The sequence below is a fragment of the bacterium genome, assembly GCA_016716565.1.
Classification (GTDB): domain Bacteria; phylum Bacteroidota; class Ignavibacteria; order Ignavibacteriales; family Ignavibacteriaceae; genus IGN2.
Map to the genome: position 1 here is coordinate 354,323 of JADJWC010000003.1, position 18,288 is coordinate 372,610.

Sequence of the window (18,288 nt, forward strand, 5' to 3'; positions counted from 1 at the left end):
GGTTTGGTTAATGGGGAACGTGAACTAAGAAATATTTTTTTGCCGATTTACCGATAGATACAGCTTCTTTCATTGTCATATGCATTTCATCAGGAGTTTCTTCGTCGTGACCTGCTTCAAGAACTGCAAGGTCAGCGTTTTTTGCATGGGCTACAAGTTCTTCGCAGTATGCCGTATCACCGCCATAACAAATTTTCATGCTATCGTAAATAAAGTTATATCCAAGAGCCGGAACCTGACGGGTTTTGCCGCTGCTCAAGTACTCTTTATGGATTACAGGAAATGGTTTGACTGAAATATTACCTGCTGTAAAACCGCTTGTCTTCTTTATCGGTTTCAGATTTATTTTGTAAGTGATAGATTTTGAATAAACTTTTTTGAACGCATTGTATATACTTTCTATTTCAACACAGCCGGAAGGATAGTGAATTGTTAAAGGTGATTTTTTTTGCATAACCCTGAGATAAGTAAGCAAAGACCAGACGCCACCAACATGATCATAAGGTGCCCGTGGGTAATGAAAACGTCCGAAATCTCGAGAAGGTTTTTAACTCCAATTTCCGTATTCAGATCTCTTAATATTCCATCACCGGGATCGATAATAAAATTTGAATTTCCTGCCTTTAGTAAAATACCGGTGGCAATATTAGGTATTGAGCAAAATATTTTTATAGAAAAATTTTTTTTCTTCCAATGAAGAGGGTATTGCTGTTCTGTCATCTCTCTCTGGACTGTTTACATTTTTTTGGATCTTTACAGCGAGCGAAAATATTAAACGAATAACTTTCGAAATTGAATCCTAATTCATCGCTGATCTGTTCTGGAAGTTGCTTAATTCTTGGGTCTGCAAATTCGACAATTTTGCCACAGACAACGCAGATCAAATGGTCGTGTACCTGACGTTTAAAACTGCTTTCAAATCTATTAACATTATCGCCGAAATTTCTTTTTGAAAGAAGATTACATTGTTCAAGCAGTTCAAGAGTTTTGTAAACAGTAGCTCTGGAAACCCTTGAATTTGCATTCTTCATTATGATGTATAAATCATCAGCACCGAAATGACCTTCATAATCCAAAGCGGCTTCAAGTACTTCAAATCTTTCGGGAGTTATCCTGTTCTTTCCGGATTTGAGAAAATTCCTGAAAATTTCTTCTGCTTGTTTGTTTTTCAATTCTGTAATCTGTAATTCAATTTAAATATGACTGAAGCTGAGCATTCCCAAAATAACCATTTTTATCAAGAATTGTTTGCCTCATTGTATTCCCAAAAATCTTAACCCATTGACAGTAATTAATGTCATTACATAAGCCAATGAAGTAAATATTGTTACTTGCAGGAGAGGTATTTTCCAGCCACCAGTTTCTTTTTTTGAAACTGCCACTGTCGATAAGCATTGAAGTGCAAAAATGAAAAATACAATCAGACCGATAGATGTAGCCGTGGTAAATAGTTGTTGTCCTGTTGATTCAATTCTTGCGCTTCTTAACGAATTAAGTAAAGTATTCTGTTCTTGTTCAATATCCGAAGTGACTTTAAAAGTTAATGCCAGCGATGAAACAAAAACTTCTCGTGCTGCAAATGCAGATATAAGCGATACGCCAATTCTCCAATCCATCCCGATAGGTGTCATTACCGGTTGAATGATTTTACCAAGATCTGAGGCGAAGGAGTTCTCAAGTCTTTCCGCACGAATCAGATTCTCTGCTTGATCAGAAGGTAAACCCGCTGTTTCAACCGCAGGATTTATATTCGGGAAGAAAGTGAGGAACCAGAGAATTAATGAAAATCCTAAAATCATCGGACCGGCTTTAAGAATATACTGCTTTGAACTATTGTATGTGTGATTTATTACTGAGCTCAATTTCGGTATTCGATATGAAGGAAGTTCAAGAATAAATGATGATGATTCCTGTTCCTTAAAAATTTTTTTCGAAAATTTATTAACGCTCCATGCAACCATCATTGATATAATCATGCTAAGTAGATAAATTCCTCCAAGAATAATTCCACCCAACCAGAGCTTATCCTGAGGAATAATGTACGCAATCAACAATGCATATACCGGCAATCTTGCACTGCAGCTCATCAAGGGAATGATGAAGATGGTAAATAATCTTTCTTTGCGATTAGGAATTGTTCTTGCTGCAATGATTGCTGGAATTGCACATGCATATCCTGATAACATTGGAACAAATGATCTTCCATTTAAACCAACTTTGGATAATGGTTTATCAATCAGCATTGCACCGCGCGCAAGATAACCCGAATCTTCAAGCAATCCGAGAATTAAAAATAAAATTAAGATTTGCGGAACGAATACAAGTACAGAACCGGTTCCGGAAATAATACCATCAGATACCAGGTATGTGAACCAACCCTTTTCAAAATTTTCAACAACAAGGCTGTTGAGATTTGAAAATAATTCATCGACCAGGTTCATGAGTGGTTGCGCCAGCCAAAAAATGCTCGTAAACGTAACACCCATAACAATTAGAAAAATGACAAATCCCCAAAACCGGTGTAACAATATTTTGTCAATTTTTAACGTGACTTCATCAATCGGGAAGTTAGTTGACGTGGTATCCGGTTGCAAAACTTGCAGTTCTTTGTTAGCGGATTTTAAATCAATATTTCTGTCAGAGGTTAAAGGTTCATAAACACCATGAACGATTTTTTCAATCTCACTGAACGAATCAAGTAATCTGGTATTATCATTCAGGCCGTTGTACGGCAATATTTTTCTCGAAGCTTTATCGTTATGAATTAAATTATTGTTTATCAATCCTATTAATTTTTCTATTCCTTCTTTTGATCTTCCATTCACCAGAACAACATCGCAATTCAATGCTTCACTCAATTTACGTTCGGATACTTTTAATCCTCGCTTCTTGAGGATGTCAGCCATCGTTAAAACAATGATAACATTGAATCCTGAACTAATTAATTGTTTCGGTAATAAGAGATGTCTTGAAAGCTGGCAGGAGTCAACTGTAACTATAACCAGATCAGGCCTGCCAAGCTTTGGATGTGAATACAACGAATCGACAGCTACTTTTTCATCGAGAGATTCAGGAATTAAGCTGACAATTCCGGGTGAATCAAGTACCTCTGCGTCTATTTTATATTTAGGAAGGATTTTACTTGTGTAATATTCTACGGTGGAACCTGGATAGTTTACCGTCTTATAATTTTTTCCACTTAGAAGATTAAAGAGAGTCGTTTTTCCTGAATTTGGAGGACCGACTAATGTAATCAGAGGAGTCTGAATACCGATTTCAGTTTTCATTTAAGCTTAATGCAACCAGCTTCGCTTTTTCTAATCGCTATTAAAGTACCGCGAATTGATACTGCGATTGGATCGTTGAAAGTCGATTTACACATTAACTCAATAATTTGACCTGGTGTGAAACCGTGTTCCAAAATTCTTTTACTGGATGGATGGGAAGGATCAATTTCTGAAATAATTCCCTTTTCTCTGTAGTTAAGTTCTGCTGCTGTACGCATTTCAATACTATTTAAATATTATTAAGATTTAGTCTACATAAAAATAGTGAGTATCTCTCAGATTGTCAATAAATTCTACCGAATCAAGTAAAATTTCCAGCACAATTAGTTCTCCTGAATACACAAGCATTTCATACGAAAATGAATTAAAAACATAGTATGCGGCATAATAATTGCCTTTTTCGAAGTTTATTTCAATAAATCTGAGCTCAAATTGTTAGATGCAGATATAAAATTACCTCGATTTAAAGAGGTCGTTGAATCAACACATTTCAAGTCTTACTCTCCGGACCAGGTATTTTATAATTTCGATTGTACATCGAAAAAATATAGTTTTATTAATCCTGCAGTCAGCAGACTACTCGGTTATAATACTACTGAATTGAATGAGATAAAATTTGAAAACATCGTGATTACAAAGTATGATGAATACAGCTCAAAATATCCGGCGAATGGTAAAAAGGATAGACCGCAAATAGAAGAACGATTGACCGTCTACTTTATTGAAACAAAATGCGGTGACAAAAAGTGGATCGAGGATAACTCAATAACTTACTTCGATTCTGATAATTCAAAATTATCTCGTGTAGGTCTTCTGCGGGATGTTAGTGAAAAGTTGAGGGAAGAAAAACTTAAGCAGATTATTTTGGAAATTCTTGAAGCAGCTAATTCAGAAAAGAATTTAAGTGAGCTTTTTAAGTTTATTCACTCCTGCATAAAAAAATTAATGAAAGCAGATAACTTTTATATTGCTTATTATAAAAGAGATTCAGACCTGTTGACATTCCCTTATTTTGTTGACGAAGTTGACAATGATTCTTCTTCCAAAAAACTTGGAAAGGGACTTACAGAATACGTTTTGAGAACCGGTAAATCAGCATTGGTTGATCTGCACAAAGATGAGGATCTTCGCAGGAAAGGCGAGATAGAATTAATTGGTCCGCAGTCTCCAATCTGGCTCGGAGTACCTTTGAAGATTAAAGAGAAAACAATAGGTGTGCTCGTTGTTCAGGATTATAAGGATCCTAAAACATATACACCTGCACATCAGCAGATACTGGATGTAATTTCTTATCCTATCTCACGAGCAATTGAAAGAAAAATTGTTGAGGAAGAACGGAAAGAGATGATTGTTAAGCTGAAAGAGATGAATACTTCAAAGGACAGATTGTTTTCATTGATTTCGCACGATCTTCGTTCACCGTTTAATTCTTTACTTGGATTCGCCGAAATTCTCCGCACTGACTTTGAGAATCTGACTCACAGGGATATCAAAGAATACATAAATGTAATTAATGATTCTTCAAATACTTTGTTTGAAATGACAAATAACCTGCTTCACTATTCCAGACTTCAACTGAACAAATATGACTACATACCGAAAAAAGTTTTACTGAATGAAGTGATAAACGAAGCAATTGAATCTTTAAGATACAGAATCCAAAAGAAGAATATTTCGATCAGAGTAGAGCTAAAGCAAAACTACTTGCTAGTGGCTGATGAAGAAATGCTGATAACAACATTCAGAAATGTTATCTCAAACGCATTAAAGTTTTCGCAAAGACAAAGTTCAATTAAAATTTTTGCAGAAGAAGCTCACGATAACAGCACAGACTCACTTTCAGCACAAATTAGTATTTCTGATGAAGGAATAGGAATCTCTGAAGAAAATCAGATATTAATTAATTCCGGTGTGATGTTTTCAACTCAGGGAACTGAAAAGGAACCAGGTTCGGGATTAGGATTGCTTCTCACAAAAAAATATGTTGAGTTGAACAAAGGCAGATTAGAAATATTGAGCTCCGAAGGACAGGGGACTACTGTTGTAATAACTTTCCCAAGCATAAAACCGTAAGTTTTTTTACTTCGCCGCTATCTAGATATCTGAGATTATCGGTTAATTTAATTTTACGATTACGGTAAATTTTACAGAAGTATTTAAGATAAATGTGAAAGAATTCCAGAGTAATTTTGACATTTTATTGCATTTTTGACCTTTCTAAAATTTCCAATCAATGCTAATTGAGAATTAAATCAACTAATGCATATAGCCATGCTTGAATTTTAATTCGCAGCTTTTCCAATTTTACATGAATCATTTTAAGATTTTGGCGACAAAAGTGGCACTGAATATGTTAAATCAGGTCGGTTGAGTTTATTATTTAATCAAATTGGAGTTAAAAAATGGAAATAGGAAAAATTGCATTTTTAGAAACCTATACTTCAGAAGATGGTGGTGGAATAATCGGGGCCATCTTAGTCACTGACGCTGAAACGAAACCGCTGGAATTCAGAGTAACATCCCCGATTAAGCCAACAGGGTTTCAAAAAACTTTGTATGGAGATGTTCTTCTCGAACACATTCTCGTTGAATTAATTTCTGTCCCATTATTAAGTGCAATAAATGAGCACGTCGATCTTATTCTTGTAAAAGATCCTTTCTTTCTCGGTGCAAATAATAAGCAGGGGATCAGAGTCGTAAGAGTATTTAATGAATCAGATGGAAAATCACGTGCAAGCACCAAAGCTGAAGCAATCGCTTTTCCAGGAACGGGCGGCGGAAAGATGATGATTGAAACTTCAAAGAAGTTTGAAACTGAACTCGCTCCAATCAAAGATCAATTGAATAAACTTGCTGAACAGCGAAATCTTCTTGAACCATTTGAAAGATTAAAACTTGCCTGCGAACAGGTGCAGCAGCAAAAGTCTATCGATTAAAAGAAATAATGCTGAGTGTTCGTTCTAAAGTTGCCTCTAAAATTTCTAAAATTAAAGAGGCAGAGGATTTTAATTTTGCGAACTGGTTAAAAAAACCATTTCAAGAAAATTATCCTGTTGATGCCCTTTCTTCCTATTTAAACGATATTCCGGATCTTCAACTTGAATTTCTGGTTCCTGGAAATTCTAAGTTTAAGTTTGATATGAAGGAGCCGGATGTACATGATGAGTTAAAAAACTGCGAGTTCAAAAAGGTTCGAAGCAATGCAATCTTTTTCATGATTGCTGATGTTGTTGAAAATTCATTTGTGTTCAGGGATGTTGATGTAAAGCCGCGCACCTATAAAATTAAAAAAGTAAAGTTCCTGATTAACAATCCAGGGATGAGAGAGGTTAAGGTAAAGTTTGATGGTAAGCCTCCAGCTGATTACCAATTTGAACTTGTCGTTCCTGAAATATTCAACTATCTCAGTAATCTTATTCCGGAGATTCTTAAAATCGATTTACTGGATTTTGAGGATTTGGCTTCCTCTTCTAAGAGAGTCGATATTACAAACATCGAGATCGCAAAGTTCAAAAAATCAAAAATTGAAAAACAACCTCTCCCCGGTCTTCCTGATTCGAAGAAGACATTTAACATTAAAGTTCCACCTATTGGAGTTTATAAATCCAAGCAAAATCAGATTAAGTTCCCAGAATTTTCTGTACCAACAGTTACTGAAGCACAAAACTTTCAGATTGCACGGGGAAAGAATTTCTATGCTAATTTCAAATTAGCAAAGAAGGAATCAGTTCTCTATTATACAATACCGGATAAAACCGGTAAGACCGGACAAAACGCAGTTAGTCCAAAGGTAAGTCAACAACTTCAGGATCAGTTGAAGTTCATACTGAGTAACGTAAAAAGAATTGACTGGGAGAAGAATGTCAGACTGCATATTAAGCTGAAGAATTATGAAGAATCCGGCGCAAAATTTTTAGCTGAAAATGAATGCGCATTGCTTCAGGATGAATTCGGAATTGATATTGAAAAAGAAGCCGTTGCTGCTTTAAAGATTTTATTCGGTAATCGTGTGATTAAATCCGCCTTAATTGTTACCGACATAACAAAGCTTGGCAATCCGAATTTTGCAAAGCATCTTAATCTTGAAATCGGCTGGAGTGATAAAATTCAAAAGCACTGTCCAGACCAGGAATTCCACGTTATACAGGGAAACAATGATGAACGGGCTGAGATGTGGAATCAGACAAAGGCAATTGTTCTTGCTGATATTGACACTGCAATGAATGATTACAGATTGAAATTGCTCGAGGCAAAACGTCTTGATAAATTCGATTGTATTATTCTTGATTCTGTCGATGGTATATTATCGATGAAGGAAGTAAGCGATGAGTTCCTTTCTTCCATCAAACCAAAAATATTGTGGGCCACTACATCTTCACTAAATAATGATATTCAGCACTCGCTTAACCAATTGTTGAATCCTCAGGTGAAAATTGATCGGGTTAAAATCAGAAGTAAAGCATTGATTGTGGCTGATACACCTAAATTCATTTTGAATGAATATTGGTGCGACGCTGATGATAAGCAGGCATCAGAATTCAAGGCGGCATTGATTGAAGCAAGAAAGGAATTGAGACGTGTTCTTGAATCAGGTAATCCACTCAGGTTTGCCGCGAATATTTTCACTCTTTATCATAAATTAAATCAGCTCGGAAATTTTGCAACCGGTAAATCCAAGAGTCCTAAAACAGAGTTGCTGCTAAGACATGTATTGAACATCAAGGATAATGGGAAAAAAGTTCTGATCTTAACGCAGTATGAAAAGCTCGGCATAAAAAAGATAAGTGAAATGCTTACACTTCATGATATCAGGCATCTGACAGCACCAAACGGATTATCTGCAGAAGAATTAAAAGAAAGAATTACAAATTTCCATCAGCAGAAAGATATCGTTGCATTCATATCGGATGCAAAAACTTCGAAGCTGAAATTTTCTGATATAGATGTACCGTATGTTATTAATTTCGATCAATGGTGGAGTCCGATGCCGAATTGGGAACTTGAAGATATGTTTTCCAAATCAAGTGATGAAATCCATAATGAAAGTGTAAGTGTGCTGAATTATTACTCAGTCGGAACACTTGATCAGAAGGTTAGAGAAATGCTGCTGGAAGGTGATTTGATGAATCGCAATGTATTCGAACTTATGCAGCCAAAGATTTACGAGGAATTGATAACGATCGATGAATGGCTTAACATATTCGGAATGCCGGTAAGCGGTGAATCAAAGTTTTCTGAAGATACTTTTATTACTTCTGAAGTGATTAAAAAAATGACGATAGATGATTTCAGAAAAATGCTGGTGAGATTTTTTACAATCCTGGGGTATTCGGAAGTTGATATTCTTGAACTGCCGAACTCTCACTCATTTAATATTGTAGGAAAAGCTCAAAGAAACAGCAGAGTGTTCTTCCTTGTTGCTCGCGTAATTATGGAAAATAAAATCAGCAAAGCTGATGTAGAGAGTGTTATTGAAGAAACTATTTCTCCAAGACAGGATAAAATCTTTATTATCTCAAGAACTACCTTACCAAAAATAGATGAAAGTAAACTGAGAGAAAATGTCACTCTTCTTGATGGTCAGTCTTTATCCGGATTTTTAGTCAGAGTCGGACTAACTGTTTCAAACAAACAATAAATTCATTTAAAATAGTTCGTCATATTTAGTCCAGAGTTCCTCACCAAGTTCCCACGCACGTTCAACGATAGCAGCCTGAGTTTCAATACAATACATTGTTAACTTTTCTTTTGCTTTTTCTCTGTCTGCACTCCAGAGTTGAAGTACTTCATCCTCAAAAGATTTTTGTTTTGCGAATAATTCCGCCTGCCATGGATCCCAGACAGCACGAACATCATGACGCATATCGCCCCAACGTTGAGCAGCGAGAGTTCCAAGATGATTGAATGCCCACCATGCAGAGTTTCGTGAAAAACCTGTAACTCTTCCATCAGTTGAAGAAGTTTTATGAACTCTGGTTATTCCTGCATAGAAAGGTGCATAGATTGAAGTTGCAACATTATCCCATGCTAGCCAGACAAGCCCGCCAATTTCATTTGGAAGCCAGCTTCTGCACTGGATTATCGTTGCGTACATAGTGTACCATCTTGCAATTGTTCTTTCACCTCTCCAGCCCCAGCCGCCATTAATTTTAAAAAGTTTGTTCATATCATAAGGCATAAAAGGATTTGCAAGAGGGGAGATAACAGTTTTTCCACTGTCATCGGTTACGGTCAAATCTTTTACAAAATTGAATTCAGTTCCCTCATAGTAATCTGAAAAGATTTCAACCATCTTTTCAAGTGTGACTAGCTTTTCCGGTTTTACTGAGAAAGGATAATTTTCAGAATTTGGATCCAGCTTTAGTGAAGGCGCGACAAGATCAAAAACTCTCCACTCTCTTCTTCTGGTTGCGAGTGAATTTCTATCAGCGTAAGCGTAGCAGAATTCAAAAGGTCCGTCTTCAGGTTTCCACCAGCCATGTTCTTTTGCCACATCGAAAACATTTTTGGAATACATAAAATAATCAGGATTTTCTGTATCTATTTGTCTGATACGGCTTCCGTTTGCACCAACGAAAATGTGATCCTCCGGAACTCTTTGCGCTGCCCACACAGCACCGATTTTATCTTTGCCTGGTCCAAGTACTTCGAACACCCAGACTTCATTTGGATCTGCTATCGTCAGCATTTCGCCATCATCAATCCAGCCGTACATTTCCAGAAGTTCACCGGCAATTTCGATTGCTTCACGTGCAGTTTTTGCACGCTCGAGCATAAGCATACACAACCGCTGGCAGTCAATTAATCCTTTATCGGTTTTTAATTCTTCTCTTCCGCCGAAAGTTGTTTCACCGATTGCAACCTGCTGATCATTGATGCAGGGATATGCTGTGTTGATATATCCGTATGTGTAATCGATCTGAGGTATTTGTCCTGTTGGAATATTACTATAAGCGGGCATTTTTTGTGTGTCGTCGATTCCTCTTTTGTATAGAGTGACCAATTCATCACTATCATGACGCATTGCAGGAACAATATCCAGATTGCTTCGTGTTCTGTGACTATCATCTGTGTGTGATGTCATTACAGAACCATCAAAAGATGCGAGCTTCCCAACTGCAACAGTTGTGCATCCATCGGGAATTCCGCCTTCCCAATCTGGTTTATCTTCCCCATTTGTTTGTTTGTTTTGTGAGAAAGCAGTTAGACAAAATAATATTAGCGCAATCGGTAGAAATATTCTGAACATTTGTATTCCTCAGATTTAGTTGATTGATAATCAATATTGGAAATATAAAAAGGTTGGTAGGAATTATGAAAATAAAATGTGAGGTTGTCGAGTAATTCCGAGCGGAGCGAGGAATGTATCGAGACAACCATTCCGACGGTGTCTTCGATAAGTTCATCTCTGATGAACACTCAGACACCTTTTTAAATTATCATCTCAGCAAAACCATTTTTCTTGTCTTAGAAAACTGACCAGCTTTCAACTGATAAAAATAAATCCCGGTTGGAAGAGTTGCAGCGTTAAATTCAACTTCATAATCACCAGCGGATTTTTCTTCGTTAACAAGTGTTGTAACTTCTCTTCCGAGTATGTCGTAAACTTTTAGCGTTACCAGTTGTAGAGACGAGGCATGCCTCGTCTCTACGGCAGGAAATGAATATTTTATTTTTGTAACTGGATTAAACGGGTTGGGGTAGTTTTGCTGTAGAGAAAATCTATTTGCAAATGGAATCTCGACTTCTACAATTTGTGAATACTCAAACGTTCCATCGTAATCAATTTGTTTTAGTTTGTATTGATACTTGCCCGGTTTAACATCGTTATCTGTAAAAGAGTAATTTTGAGTTTCTGTTGTTGTTCCGTGTCCGGGAACAAAACATATTTTATTCCATTCTTCGCTGTCATTCTGAGTTTTGCGAAGAATCTCAAAACCAGAGTTGTTAGTTTCTGTTGCTGTTGACCAGTTGAGAATTATTTTATTTACATCTAAAGTAGCAGTAAATGAAATTAATTCTACTGGTGTTCCACCATTATTTGTATGTAAAACCGTACCATTCCAGCCAACGGCCCATCCATGGTTTGCATCTGTAAATGATACTGCTATTAAAGTATTATCCGTTGAACTAGGTTGATTAATCCAACTTAGTCCCGCATTTGTTGTCCTAAACACTACTCCATATTCTCCAACAGCTGATCCATTAATTGAATCAGTACAAGAGACGCCCCGAAGTGGATTAACTGTTTCGAATAATTGGACATTCCAATTATCCCCGCCATCAAAAGTTCTAAGTATAATTTTTGTTCTAAAATATAAAGTCCAATATCCACCGACAACTGAACAATTATTAATATCAACGAAAGATACACCGAATAATTCTTCAGGCATTCCCTCAAGTTTTGTCATCCAAGTTTCGCCACCATCTGTTGTTTTAAGAATAATCCCACCTTGTGTGGTTCCTCCAACTGCAATTCCATTGTTCACATCCACAAATGATATGTTATTAATATGCTTTCCAGTACCGCTTGACTTTGGAATCCACGTTTGCCCACCATCGACAGTTTTTAATATTGTTCCAAAATATCCTACAGCAACTGCAACATTTTCATTTAGCATTTGGATTCCCAAGAATGTATAATTTGTCCCACTAGTTAGTTCTAACCAGTTTTGTCCTCCATTAGTTGTTTTTAGGATAGTTCCATAAGTCCCAACTGCAAAGCCGTTGTATTCATCAATGAATGAAACCCCTAATAAATCATTAGTTGTTCCACTTATTTGTGTAAGCCAGTCATCCCCACCATTCGTTGTTCTAATAATTATTCCAGTTCCACCAACTGCAGTTCCATTGAGTGAATCCGTGAAGTCTAATCCATAAAGAGCTTGACTGTTTCCACTATTTTGCTGATACCACTGTGCAGATATACTAATCGAAAGAATAAAAACCAGGAGAGATATTTTAAGGGTTCGCATTTTACGCTCCATTAAATGTTAAACTCAATGGAAACTTAAAAAATTATTTTGAGAAATGCGAGAGGTATTATTTAAGTTGTAGCTCAGTCCGCCTCAGGCGGATCCAGTCCTGAGATTTTGTAATTTCCTACGCACAACTGCAATTTGCTCAGTTCAAGAGAACTGAGCTAAGGTATTTTTTTATCCTCCGAATCAAAAAAAATCTTTATATTTGGCTTCAATTTTTTAAGAAAAAACTACATTAATGCAGAAAGTATTCATCAATAAACTAAAAGACTACGTTGGTCAGGAAGTTACGCTTCACGGCTGGCTTTTCAACAAGCGTTCAAGCGGAAAAATCAGGTTTGTAATTTTAAGAGACGGAACCGGTTATGTTCAGTGTGTTTACTTCAAAGGAAATGTTTCGGAAGAAATTTTTGAATTGGCTGATAAGATTGGACAGGAATCTTCCATAATCGTAACAGGAAGAGTTAAAGAAGATGCGCGACAGGTTGGCGGAGTTGAAATTGATGCAACCGGTTTGACAGTTATCCAGGATGCAAAAGATTATCCAATCACTCCAAAAGAACACGGACCGGAATTCTTACTCGATAATCGTCATCTCTGGCTTCGTTCAAAAAGACAGGTTGCGATAATGAGAATTCGTCATCGCATAATAAAAGCTATCAGAGATTTTTTTGATGAACGCGATTTCGTTTTGATGGATCCGCCGATACTCACTCCAAATGCTGTTGAAGGAACATCAACATTATTTGAAACTCCGTACTTCGATCTTGGAAATGCTTATTTAACTCAGTCGGGACAGCTTTACGCAGAAGCCGGGGCAATGGCTCACGGGAAAGTTTATACTTTCGGTCCAACATTCAGAGCCGAGAAATCAAAAACAAGAAGACACTTAACCGAATTCTGGATGTGTGAACCTGAAGTTGCGTATGCAGATTTAAATGACGATATGGATTTAGCAGAATCAATGCTTGAGTACATTGTTCAAACAGTTTTGAAGGAAAGAGCGGAAGAGTTAAAAATTCTTGAACGTGATACAACAAAGTTGGAAAAAGTTGTTCGTCCGTTTCCAAGAATCAGTTATGATGAGGCAGTTGAAATTCTCCACAAGAACGGAGTAAAGTTTGAGTGGGGAAATGACTTCGGTGCACCGGATGAAACAGTAATTGTCCAGCAGTTCGACAAGCCGGTAATGGTTCATCGTTATCCTGCAGAAGTAAAAGCATTTTATATGAAACGCGATCCGGAAAATCCGAAAGTCGCACTTGCAGTTGATGTTCTTGCACCTGAAGGTTACGGTGAAATAATTGGTGGAAGCCAAAGAGAAGATAGTCTTGATGAACTGATTGCAAGAATTAAAGAGCACAATCTTCCTCAGGAAGTCTTCGAATGGTATCTTGATCTAAGAAGATATGGAACTGTTCCTCACGCTGGATTCGGAATCGGTCTCGAACGAACTGTAAGCTGGATTTGCGGACTCGACCATTTAAGGGAAGCGATTCCGTTCCCGAGGATGATTTACCGTAATACGCCGTGACTGGTGTGTAAGTAGTTGGTAGTTAGTAGTAAGTAGTTGGAGAACCTGGAGTTTTGATTTGAAAAAGATTTTCACTTCGATTAAATTAACGGCACAACAAAATTTAAAATCTGCAGAACAAGCTGAAAAACGATAAAAAACATATTCCCTCATACATCAACCATCTTCCATTGAGGGCACGATGACTTTAGAGGTATTGCTTTTCATAATCTTCGCTTCTATCTGTGCTGTCTCAGCAGTATTGATGGTTACCAGGCCAAACCCGATTATTTCAGCACTGTTCCTGGTTATAAATTTTTGTTCACTTGCCGGATTGTATCTTACATTAAATGCTCAATTTATTGCTGTTGCACAGGTTATTGTTTATGCCGGCGCGATTATGGTATTCTTTCTCTTTGTAATTATGCTTCTTAATCCTGAAAGAGAAAAAAGATTTTTTGAGCAGAAAAAAAAGCTCAGAATATTTGTAATTGCCGTTGTTGCTTTAGTCCTGTTGCAGGTTATCTATATAATCTTTCTCTCGAGCCCGTCTGAAAAAATTTCATCCGATGCTGCCCGAAGTATTGAAACGGGAACGATTGAAAATATCGGAAGGGAAATGTTCACCAATTACATTTTGCCATTTGAAGCTGCTGGTTATTTACTTCTTGCAGCAACGATTGGCGCATTAGTTTTAGCAAAAAAGAAATTCGAATAAGCTATGTCAATACCGATAGAATATTATTTAATACTTAGCGCTTTTATGTTCACAGTCGGAATAGTTGGTGTGCTGACGCGCAGAAATGCAATCGTTGTGTTTATGTGCATTGAATTGATGCTCAACTCAGCTAATCTTACATTGATTACTTTTTCGTCGTATTTAGGTGATGTCGGCGGACAGCTTTTTGTATTCTTTGTGATGGCGGTTGCAGCTGCTGAAGCAGCAGTCGGGTTGGCTATCATCATCGCTATTTATAGAAATAAACTTACAGTTAATATTGATCAGATAAATATTCTCAAATGGTAAACCGTTTCAGATGATTGAATTAATATATCTCACAGTTCTCTTTCCGTTACTCGGATTTCTTTTTAATGGACTCCTTGGTTCAAAGATAAAAAATGAAAAGTTGATTGGAATTGTTGGAAGCGGTGCAATTGGATTATCGTTCATTGTTGCTGTTGGTGCTTTCTTTGAAACACTTGCTCTTCCTGTCGAACAGCGATTAAATATTGTCACTTTGTTTCAGTGGATAGCTGTCGGCGGATTGAACATCAGTTTTTCCTACCAGGTTGATCAACTTTCACTTGTAATGTCTTTAATTGTAACCGGTGTTGGATTTATAATTCACGTTTACTCGATCGGTTATATGCATGGCGATAAAAGTTTTTGGAGATTCTTCGCATATCTGAATCTTTTCATCTTCGCAATGATGAATCTTGTACTCGCTGATAATTTTCTTCTTTTGTTTCTTGGATGGGAAGGTGTTGGTCTCTGTTCTTATTTACTTATTGGATTTTGGTATGACAGAAAATTTGAAAAAAGCACAACATCTGCTGCCGGATTAAAAGCATTCATTGTCAATAGGATCGGTGATTTTGGATTCCTTCTCGGAATGTTTTTAATCTATTCAACTTTTGGAACTTTGATTTTTACCGATGTATTTGCCAGAGCAGTTTCTTTCAATGTACCTGAACACATCTTTGTTCTCATCGCAATATTTTTATTTATTGGAGCTACAGGGAAATCTGCTCAGATTCCACTGCTTGTTTGGCTGCCGGATGCAATGGCTGGTCCAACTCCGGTTTCAGCATTGATCCATGCTGCAACGATGGTTACCGCCGGTGTTTACATGGTTGCGAGATGCAGTATTATTTATGCATCAGCTCCTGCAGCGATGATGGTTGTAGCTGTAATCGGTGTGTTCACAGCTTTCTTTGCTGCTACAATCGGTCTTGTTCAAAATGATATTAAAAAAGTTCTTGCATATTCAACTGTAAGTCAGCTTGGATATATGTTCCTTGCTTTGGGTGCTGGTGCGTTTTCAGCAGGAATATTTCACGTGATGACTCACGCTTTCTTTAAAGCACTTCTCTTTCTTGGTGCAGGATCAGTTATTCATTCAATGCACGAACAGCAGGATATCAGGCATTACGGCGGATTAAAAAAATATATGCCTTTGACTTATGGAACTTTTTTAGTCGCTGCTGTTGCCATTTCGGGAATTCCACCTTTATCAGGATTTTTTAGTAAAGATGAAATTCTCTGGTACTCATACGCCAATCTTGGAATTATTTTCTGGATTATCGGTGTTATTACAGCAGTGATGACTGCATTTTATATGTTCAGACTTTATTTTATGACATTCGAAGGAAACGAAAAATTCGATCATCATAAAGTTCATCCTCACGAATCTCCGAAGGTAATGACCTATCCTCTTGTTGTTCTTGCTGTTTTGTCTGCAATCGGTGGATTCATCGGAGTTCCGGAAATTTTTTCAGGTGAACACGGAAATCTTTTTCACAGCTGGTTAGCTCCTGTCTTCAAAACAGCTGAAATAAAGTTAATGGATTTTGGTAGTCACTCACATTTTGAAGAATTGCTGTTGATGATTATTTCAATTGTTGCAGCCGTGAGTGCAATTTTGTATGCACGATTTGTTTATTTGAAGAAACCGGAAGTTGCAGATAAAACTGCTTCGAAGTTCAAAGGTGCTTATAATGTCCTTTTGAACAAATATTTTCTGGACGAAGCTTATGAAGTTTCAATAGTTAATCCGATTGTGAAGGGCTCCGAGAATATTCTCTGGAAGATTGCGGATAATAAAATTATAGATGGACTTATAAACTATCTTGCGAAACTCATTGAAGGTATTTCCGGTGTAATCAAAAAAATTCAAAACGGTGTTGCTCAGTCCTATGCTCTTGTAATGGTTCTAGGAATCTTAATCGCTCTATTCTGGATAATTTTAAGCTACTAGTAAATGGAACAATCATTATTATTGACATATCTTCTCGCAGTTCCGGTAATCGGTTCAATATTAATTCTTTTTATCAATAAAGAAAAAGCTCAGCTGATTAAATACACCGGACTGGCAATTTCACTCGTGGCTTTTGTAATTTCGTTAATCATTTACTTTGATTTTGATAATCAAACCGACGCATTTCAGTTTGTACATAAATTTAACTGGATAACCGATCTCAATATCAGCTATCACGTTGGAATAGATGGCTTATCCATGCTGTTAATTCTTCTGACAACTTTCCTGACTCCGCTTACACTCATTTCAAGCTGGAGCAGTATAAAAAATAAAGTAAAAGAATTTACATTCTTTATGCTTTTCCTTGAATTAGGAATGCTAGGTGTTTTTGCTTCACTTGATATGTTTTTGTTTTACGTATTCTGGGAAGCAATGCTTATTCCGATGTATTTCATTATCGGAATCTGGGGCGGTGAAAGAAGAATTTATGCTTCAATAAAGTTTTTTATTTACACTATGGCTGGCAGCTTGCTGATGCTGGTCGCTATTATCTGGCTTGTAGTTTATTCAGCAGAAATGCTCGGTGGATTTACAACAAATCTTCTTGATCTTTATAAAACTGGTCCAACTATCGATATAACAGTTCAGGGATTACTGTTCCTTGCATTTGCATTAAGCTTTGCAATTAAAGTTCCGTTGTTTCCATTTCACACCTGGTTACCCGATGCACACGTTGAAGCACCAACTGCAGGCAGTGTTATTCTTGCTGGTGTTCTGCTGAAGATGGGTACGTATGGATTTTTACGATTCAATCTTCCGCTTTTTCCTCAGGCAGCACTTGATTATGCAGGATTGATTTCTGTTCTTGCAGTGATCGGAATTATATATGGTGCGCTCGTTGCGATGGTTCAGACTGATATGAAAAAGTTGGTTGCATATTCATCAGTCTCTCATTTAGGATTTGTAATGCTTGGAATATTCGCACTGAATCAGGAAGCGGTTCAAGGGGCAGTTATTCAAATGATTAATCACGGATTATCGACAGGAGCTCTCTTCCTTTTAGTTGGAATGATTTACGAAAGAACTCACACAAGAAAAATTGCTGACTATGGTGGTATCGCAAAACTTGTTCCCTGGTTTTCATTTGCATTTTTATTTACATCACTTTCATCGATTGGATTACCGGGACTAAATGGTTTTGTTGGTGAGTTTTTAATTTTAACAGGAGCTTTCAAATCAACAGTGTTGAACAGCTGGTGGTTCGCAATCTTTTCTGCCACAGGTGTAATTTTCGCTGCGGTTTATTTGTTGTGGATGTATAAGAAAGTCGTTTTTGGTGAAGTGACTAATTCAAATTTAAATTCATTGACCGATTTAAACTTCCGTGAAAAACTTGTGCTCATTCCTATTTTCCTTTTTATTGTGTGGATTGGAATATATCCGAGCACTTTCTTAAAAGTATCTGAAAAATCTTCTGAAAAAGTCATAGAACAAGTTATTAATCCTGATAAACTAACGTTAGAATAATT

13 protein-coding genes and 1 pseudogene are annotated in these 18,288 nt (G+C 36.9%); 8 read left to right on the top strand and 6 right to left on the bottom strand.

Annotation, left to right across the window (positions count from 1 at the left end; genetic code table 11):
- Positions 1-7 precede the first annotated feature (7 nt).
- The 4 genes and pseudogenes from IPM14_13735 to IPM14_13750 form a co-directional block, all read right to left on the bottom strand.
- A pseudogene (locus IPM14_13735) lies at positions 8-720 on the bottom strand (MBL fold metallo-hydrolase).
- On the bottom strand, positions 717-1,172 hold the full coding sequence (locus tag IPM14_13740; protein ID MBK9099154.1) for a transcriptional repressor: 456 nt from the start codon (positions 1,170-1,172) through the stop codon (positions 717-719). The pseudogene IPM14_13735 and the gene IPM14_13740 overlap by 4 nt, the downstream one beginning before the upstream one ends.
- 81 nt (positions 1,173-1,253) lie before the next feature.
- Positions 1,254-3,287, bottom strand: a complete 2,034-nt coding sequence (gene feoB, locus IPM14_13745) for a ferrous iron transport protein B (protein ID MBK9099155.1) — start codon at positions 3,285-3,287, stop codon at positions 1,254-1,256.
- Positions 3,284-3,505 (bottom strand): ferrous iron transport protein A, encoded by a 222-nt coding sequence (locus IPM14_13750; protein ID MBK9099156.1) that lies wholly within the window; start codon positions 3,503-3,505, stop codon positions 3,284-3,286. The genes feoB and IPM14_13750 overlap by 4 nt, the downstream gene beginning before the upstream one ends.
- 214 nt (positions 3,506-3,719) lie before the next feature.
- On the opposite strand from IPM14_13750, the gene IPM14_13755 reads away from it, so the two are divergent.
- The 3 genes from IPM14_13755 (at position 3,720) to IPM14_13765 (ending at position 8,925) form a co-directional block, all read left to right on the top strand.
- Positions 3,720-5,360 carry a GAF domain-containing sensor histidine kinase gene (locus IPM14_13755; GenBank protein ID MBK9099157.1) on the top strand — a complete coding sequence of 547 codons (1,641 nt, stop codon included), beginning with the start codon at positions 3,720-3,722 and terminating at the stop codon, positions 5,358-5,360.
- 329 nt (positions 5,361-5,689) lie between these two features.
- On the top strand, positions 5,690-6,223 hold the full coding sequence (locus IPM14_13760) for a hypothetical protein (GenBank protein ID MBK9099158.1): 534 nt from the start codon (positions 5,690-5,692) through the stop codon (positions 6,221-6,223).
- An 8-nt stretch (positions 6,224-6,231) separates the two neighbouring features.
- Entirely contained in the window at positions 6,232-8,925 is a 2,694-nt protein-coding gene (locus IPM14_13765) for a hypothetical protein (protein ID MBK9099159.1), read from the top strand.
- A 6-nt stretch (positions 8,926-8,931) separates the two neighbouring features.
- Here IPM14_13765 and IPM14_13770 read toward each other — a convergent pair whose 3' ends face one another.
- Together IPM14_13770 and IPM14_13775 are read right to left on the bottom strand one after the other, a co-directional pair.
- Positions 8,932-10,536 carry a C69 family dipeptidase gene (locus tag IPM14_13770; GenBank protein MBK9099160.1) on the bottom strand — a complete coding sequence of 535 codons (1,605 nt, stop codon included), beginning with the start codon at positions 10,534-10,536 and terminating at the stop codon, positions 8,932-8,934.
- A gap of 190 nt (positions 10,537-10,726) precedes the next feature.
- Positions 10,727-12,262, bottom strand: a complete 1,536-nt coding sequence (locus tag IPM14_13775) for a T9SS type A sorting domain-containing protein (protein MBK9099161.1) — start codon at positions 12,260-12,262, stop codon at positions 10,727-10,729.
- 244 nt (positions 12,263-12,506) lie between these two features.
- Between IPM14_13775 and asnS the strand changes: the two genes are divergently transcribed.
- From asnS to IPM14_13800, 5 genes are all read left to right on the top strand, one after another.
- The gene (gene asnS, locus IPM14_13780) at positions 12,507-13,802 is read left to right on the top strand and encodes an asparagine--tRNA ligase (GenBank protein MBK9099162.1); all 1,296 of its coding nucleotides are present in this window, start codon (positions 12,507-12,509) and stop codon (positions 13,800-13,802) included.
- A 181-nt stretch (positions 13,803-13,983) separates the two neighbouring features.
- The gene (locus IPM14_13785) at positions 13,984-14,499 is read left to right on the top strand and encodes an NADH-quinone oxidoreductase subunit J (GenBank protein ID MBK9099163.1); all 516 of its coding nucleotides are present in this window, start codon (positions 13,984-13,986) and stop codon (positions 14,497-14,499) included.
- A 9-nt stretch (positions 14,500-14,508) separates the two neighbouring features.
- A complete protein-coding gene (nuoK, locus tag IPM14_13790; protein ID MBK9099164.1) occupies positions 14,509-14,808 on the top strand; it encodes an NADH-quinone oxidoreductase subunit NuoK in 300 nt (99 codons plus the stop codon).
- A 10-nt stretch (positions 14,809-14,818) separates the two neighbouring features.
- Entirely contained in the window at positions 14,819-16,759 is a 1,941-nt protein-coding gene (nuoL, locus tag IPM14_13795; protein MBK9099165.1) for an NADH-quinone oxidoreductase subunit L, read from the top strand.
- Positions 16,760-16,762: 3 nt separating this feature from the next.
- Positions 16,763-18,286, top strand: a complete 1,524-nt coding sequence (locus tag IPM14_13800; protein MBK9099166.1) for an NADH-quinone oxidoreductase subunit M — start codon at positions 16,763-16,765, stop codon at positions 18,284-18,286.
- Positions 18,287-18,288: the final 2 nt, after the last annotated feature.

Coding starts and splice junctions, on each gene's coding strand:
- feoB (MBK9099155.1), bottom strand. CDS start 3,287: ATGAAAACTGAAATCGGTATTCAGACTCCTCTGATTACATTAGTCGGT.
- IPM14_13750 (MBK9099156.1), bottom strand. CDS start 3,505: ATGCGTACAGCAGCAGAACTTAACTACAGAGAAAAGGGAATTATTTCA.
- IPM14_13760 (MBK9099158.1), top strand. CDS start 5,690: ATGGAAATAGGAAAAATTGCATTTTTAGAAACCTATACTTCAGAAGAT.
- IPM14_13765 (MBK9099159.1), top strand. CDS start 6,232: ATGCTGAGTGTTCGTTCTAAAGTTGCCTCTAAAATTTCTAAAATTAAA.
- IPM14_13770 (MBK9099160.1), bottom strand. CDS start 10,536: ATGTTCAGAATATTTCTACCGATTGCGCTAATATTATTTTGTCTAACT.
- IPM14_13775 (MBK9099161.1), bottom strand. CDS start 12,262: ATGCGAACCCTTAAAATATCTCTCCTGGTTTTTATTCTTTCGATTAGT.
- asnS (MBK9099162.1), top strand. CDS start 12,507: ATGCAGAAAGTATTCATCAATAAACTAAAAGACTACGTTGGTCAGGAA.
- IPM14_13785 (MBK9099163.1), top strand. CDS start 13,984: ATGACTTTAGAGGTATTGCTTTTCATAATCTTCGCTTCTATCTGTGCT.
- nuoL (MBK9099165.1), top strand. CDS start 14,819: ATGATTGAATTAATATATCTCACAGTTCTCTTTCCGTTACTCGGATTT.
- IPM14_13800 (MBK9099166.1), top strand. CDS start 16,763: ATGGAACAATCATTATTATTGACATATCTTCTCGCAGTTCCGGTAATC.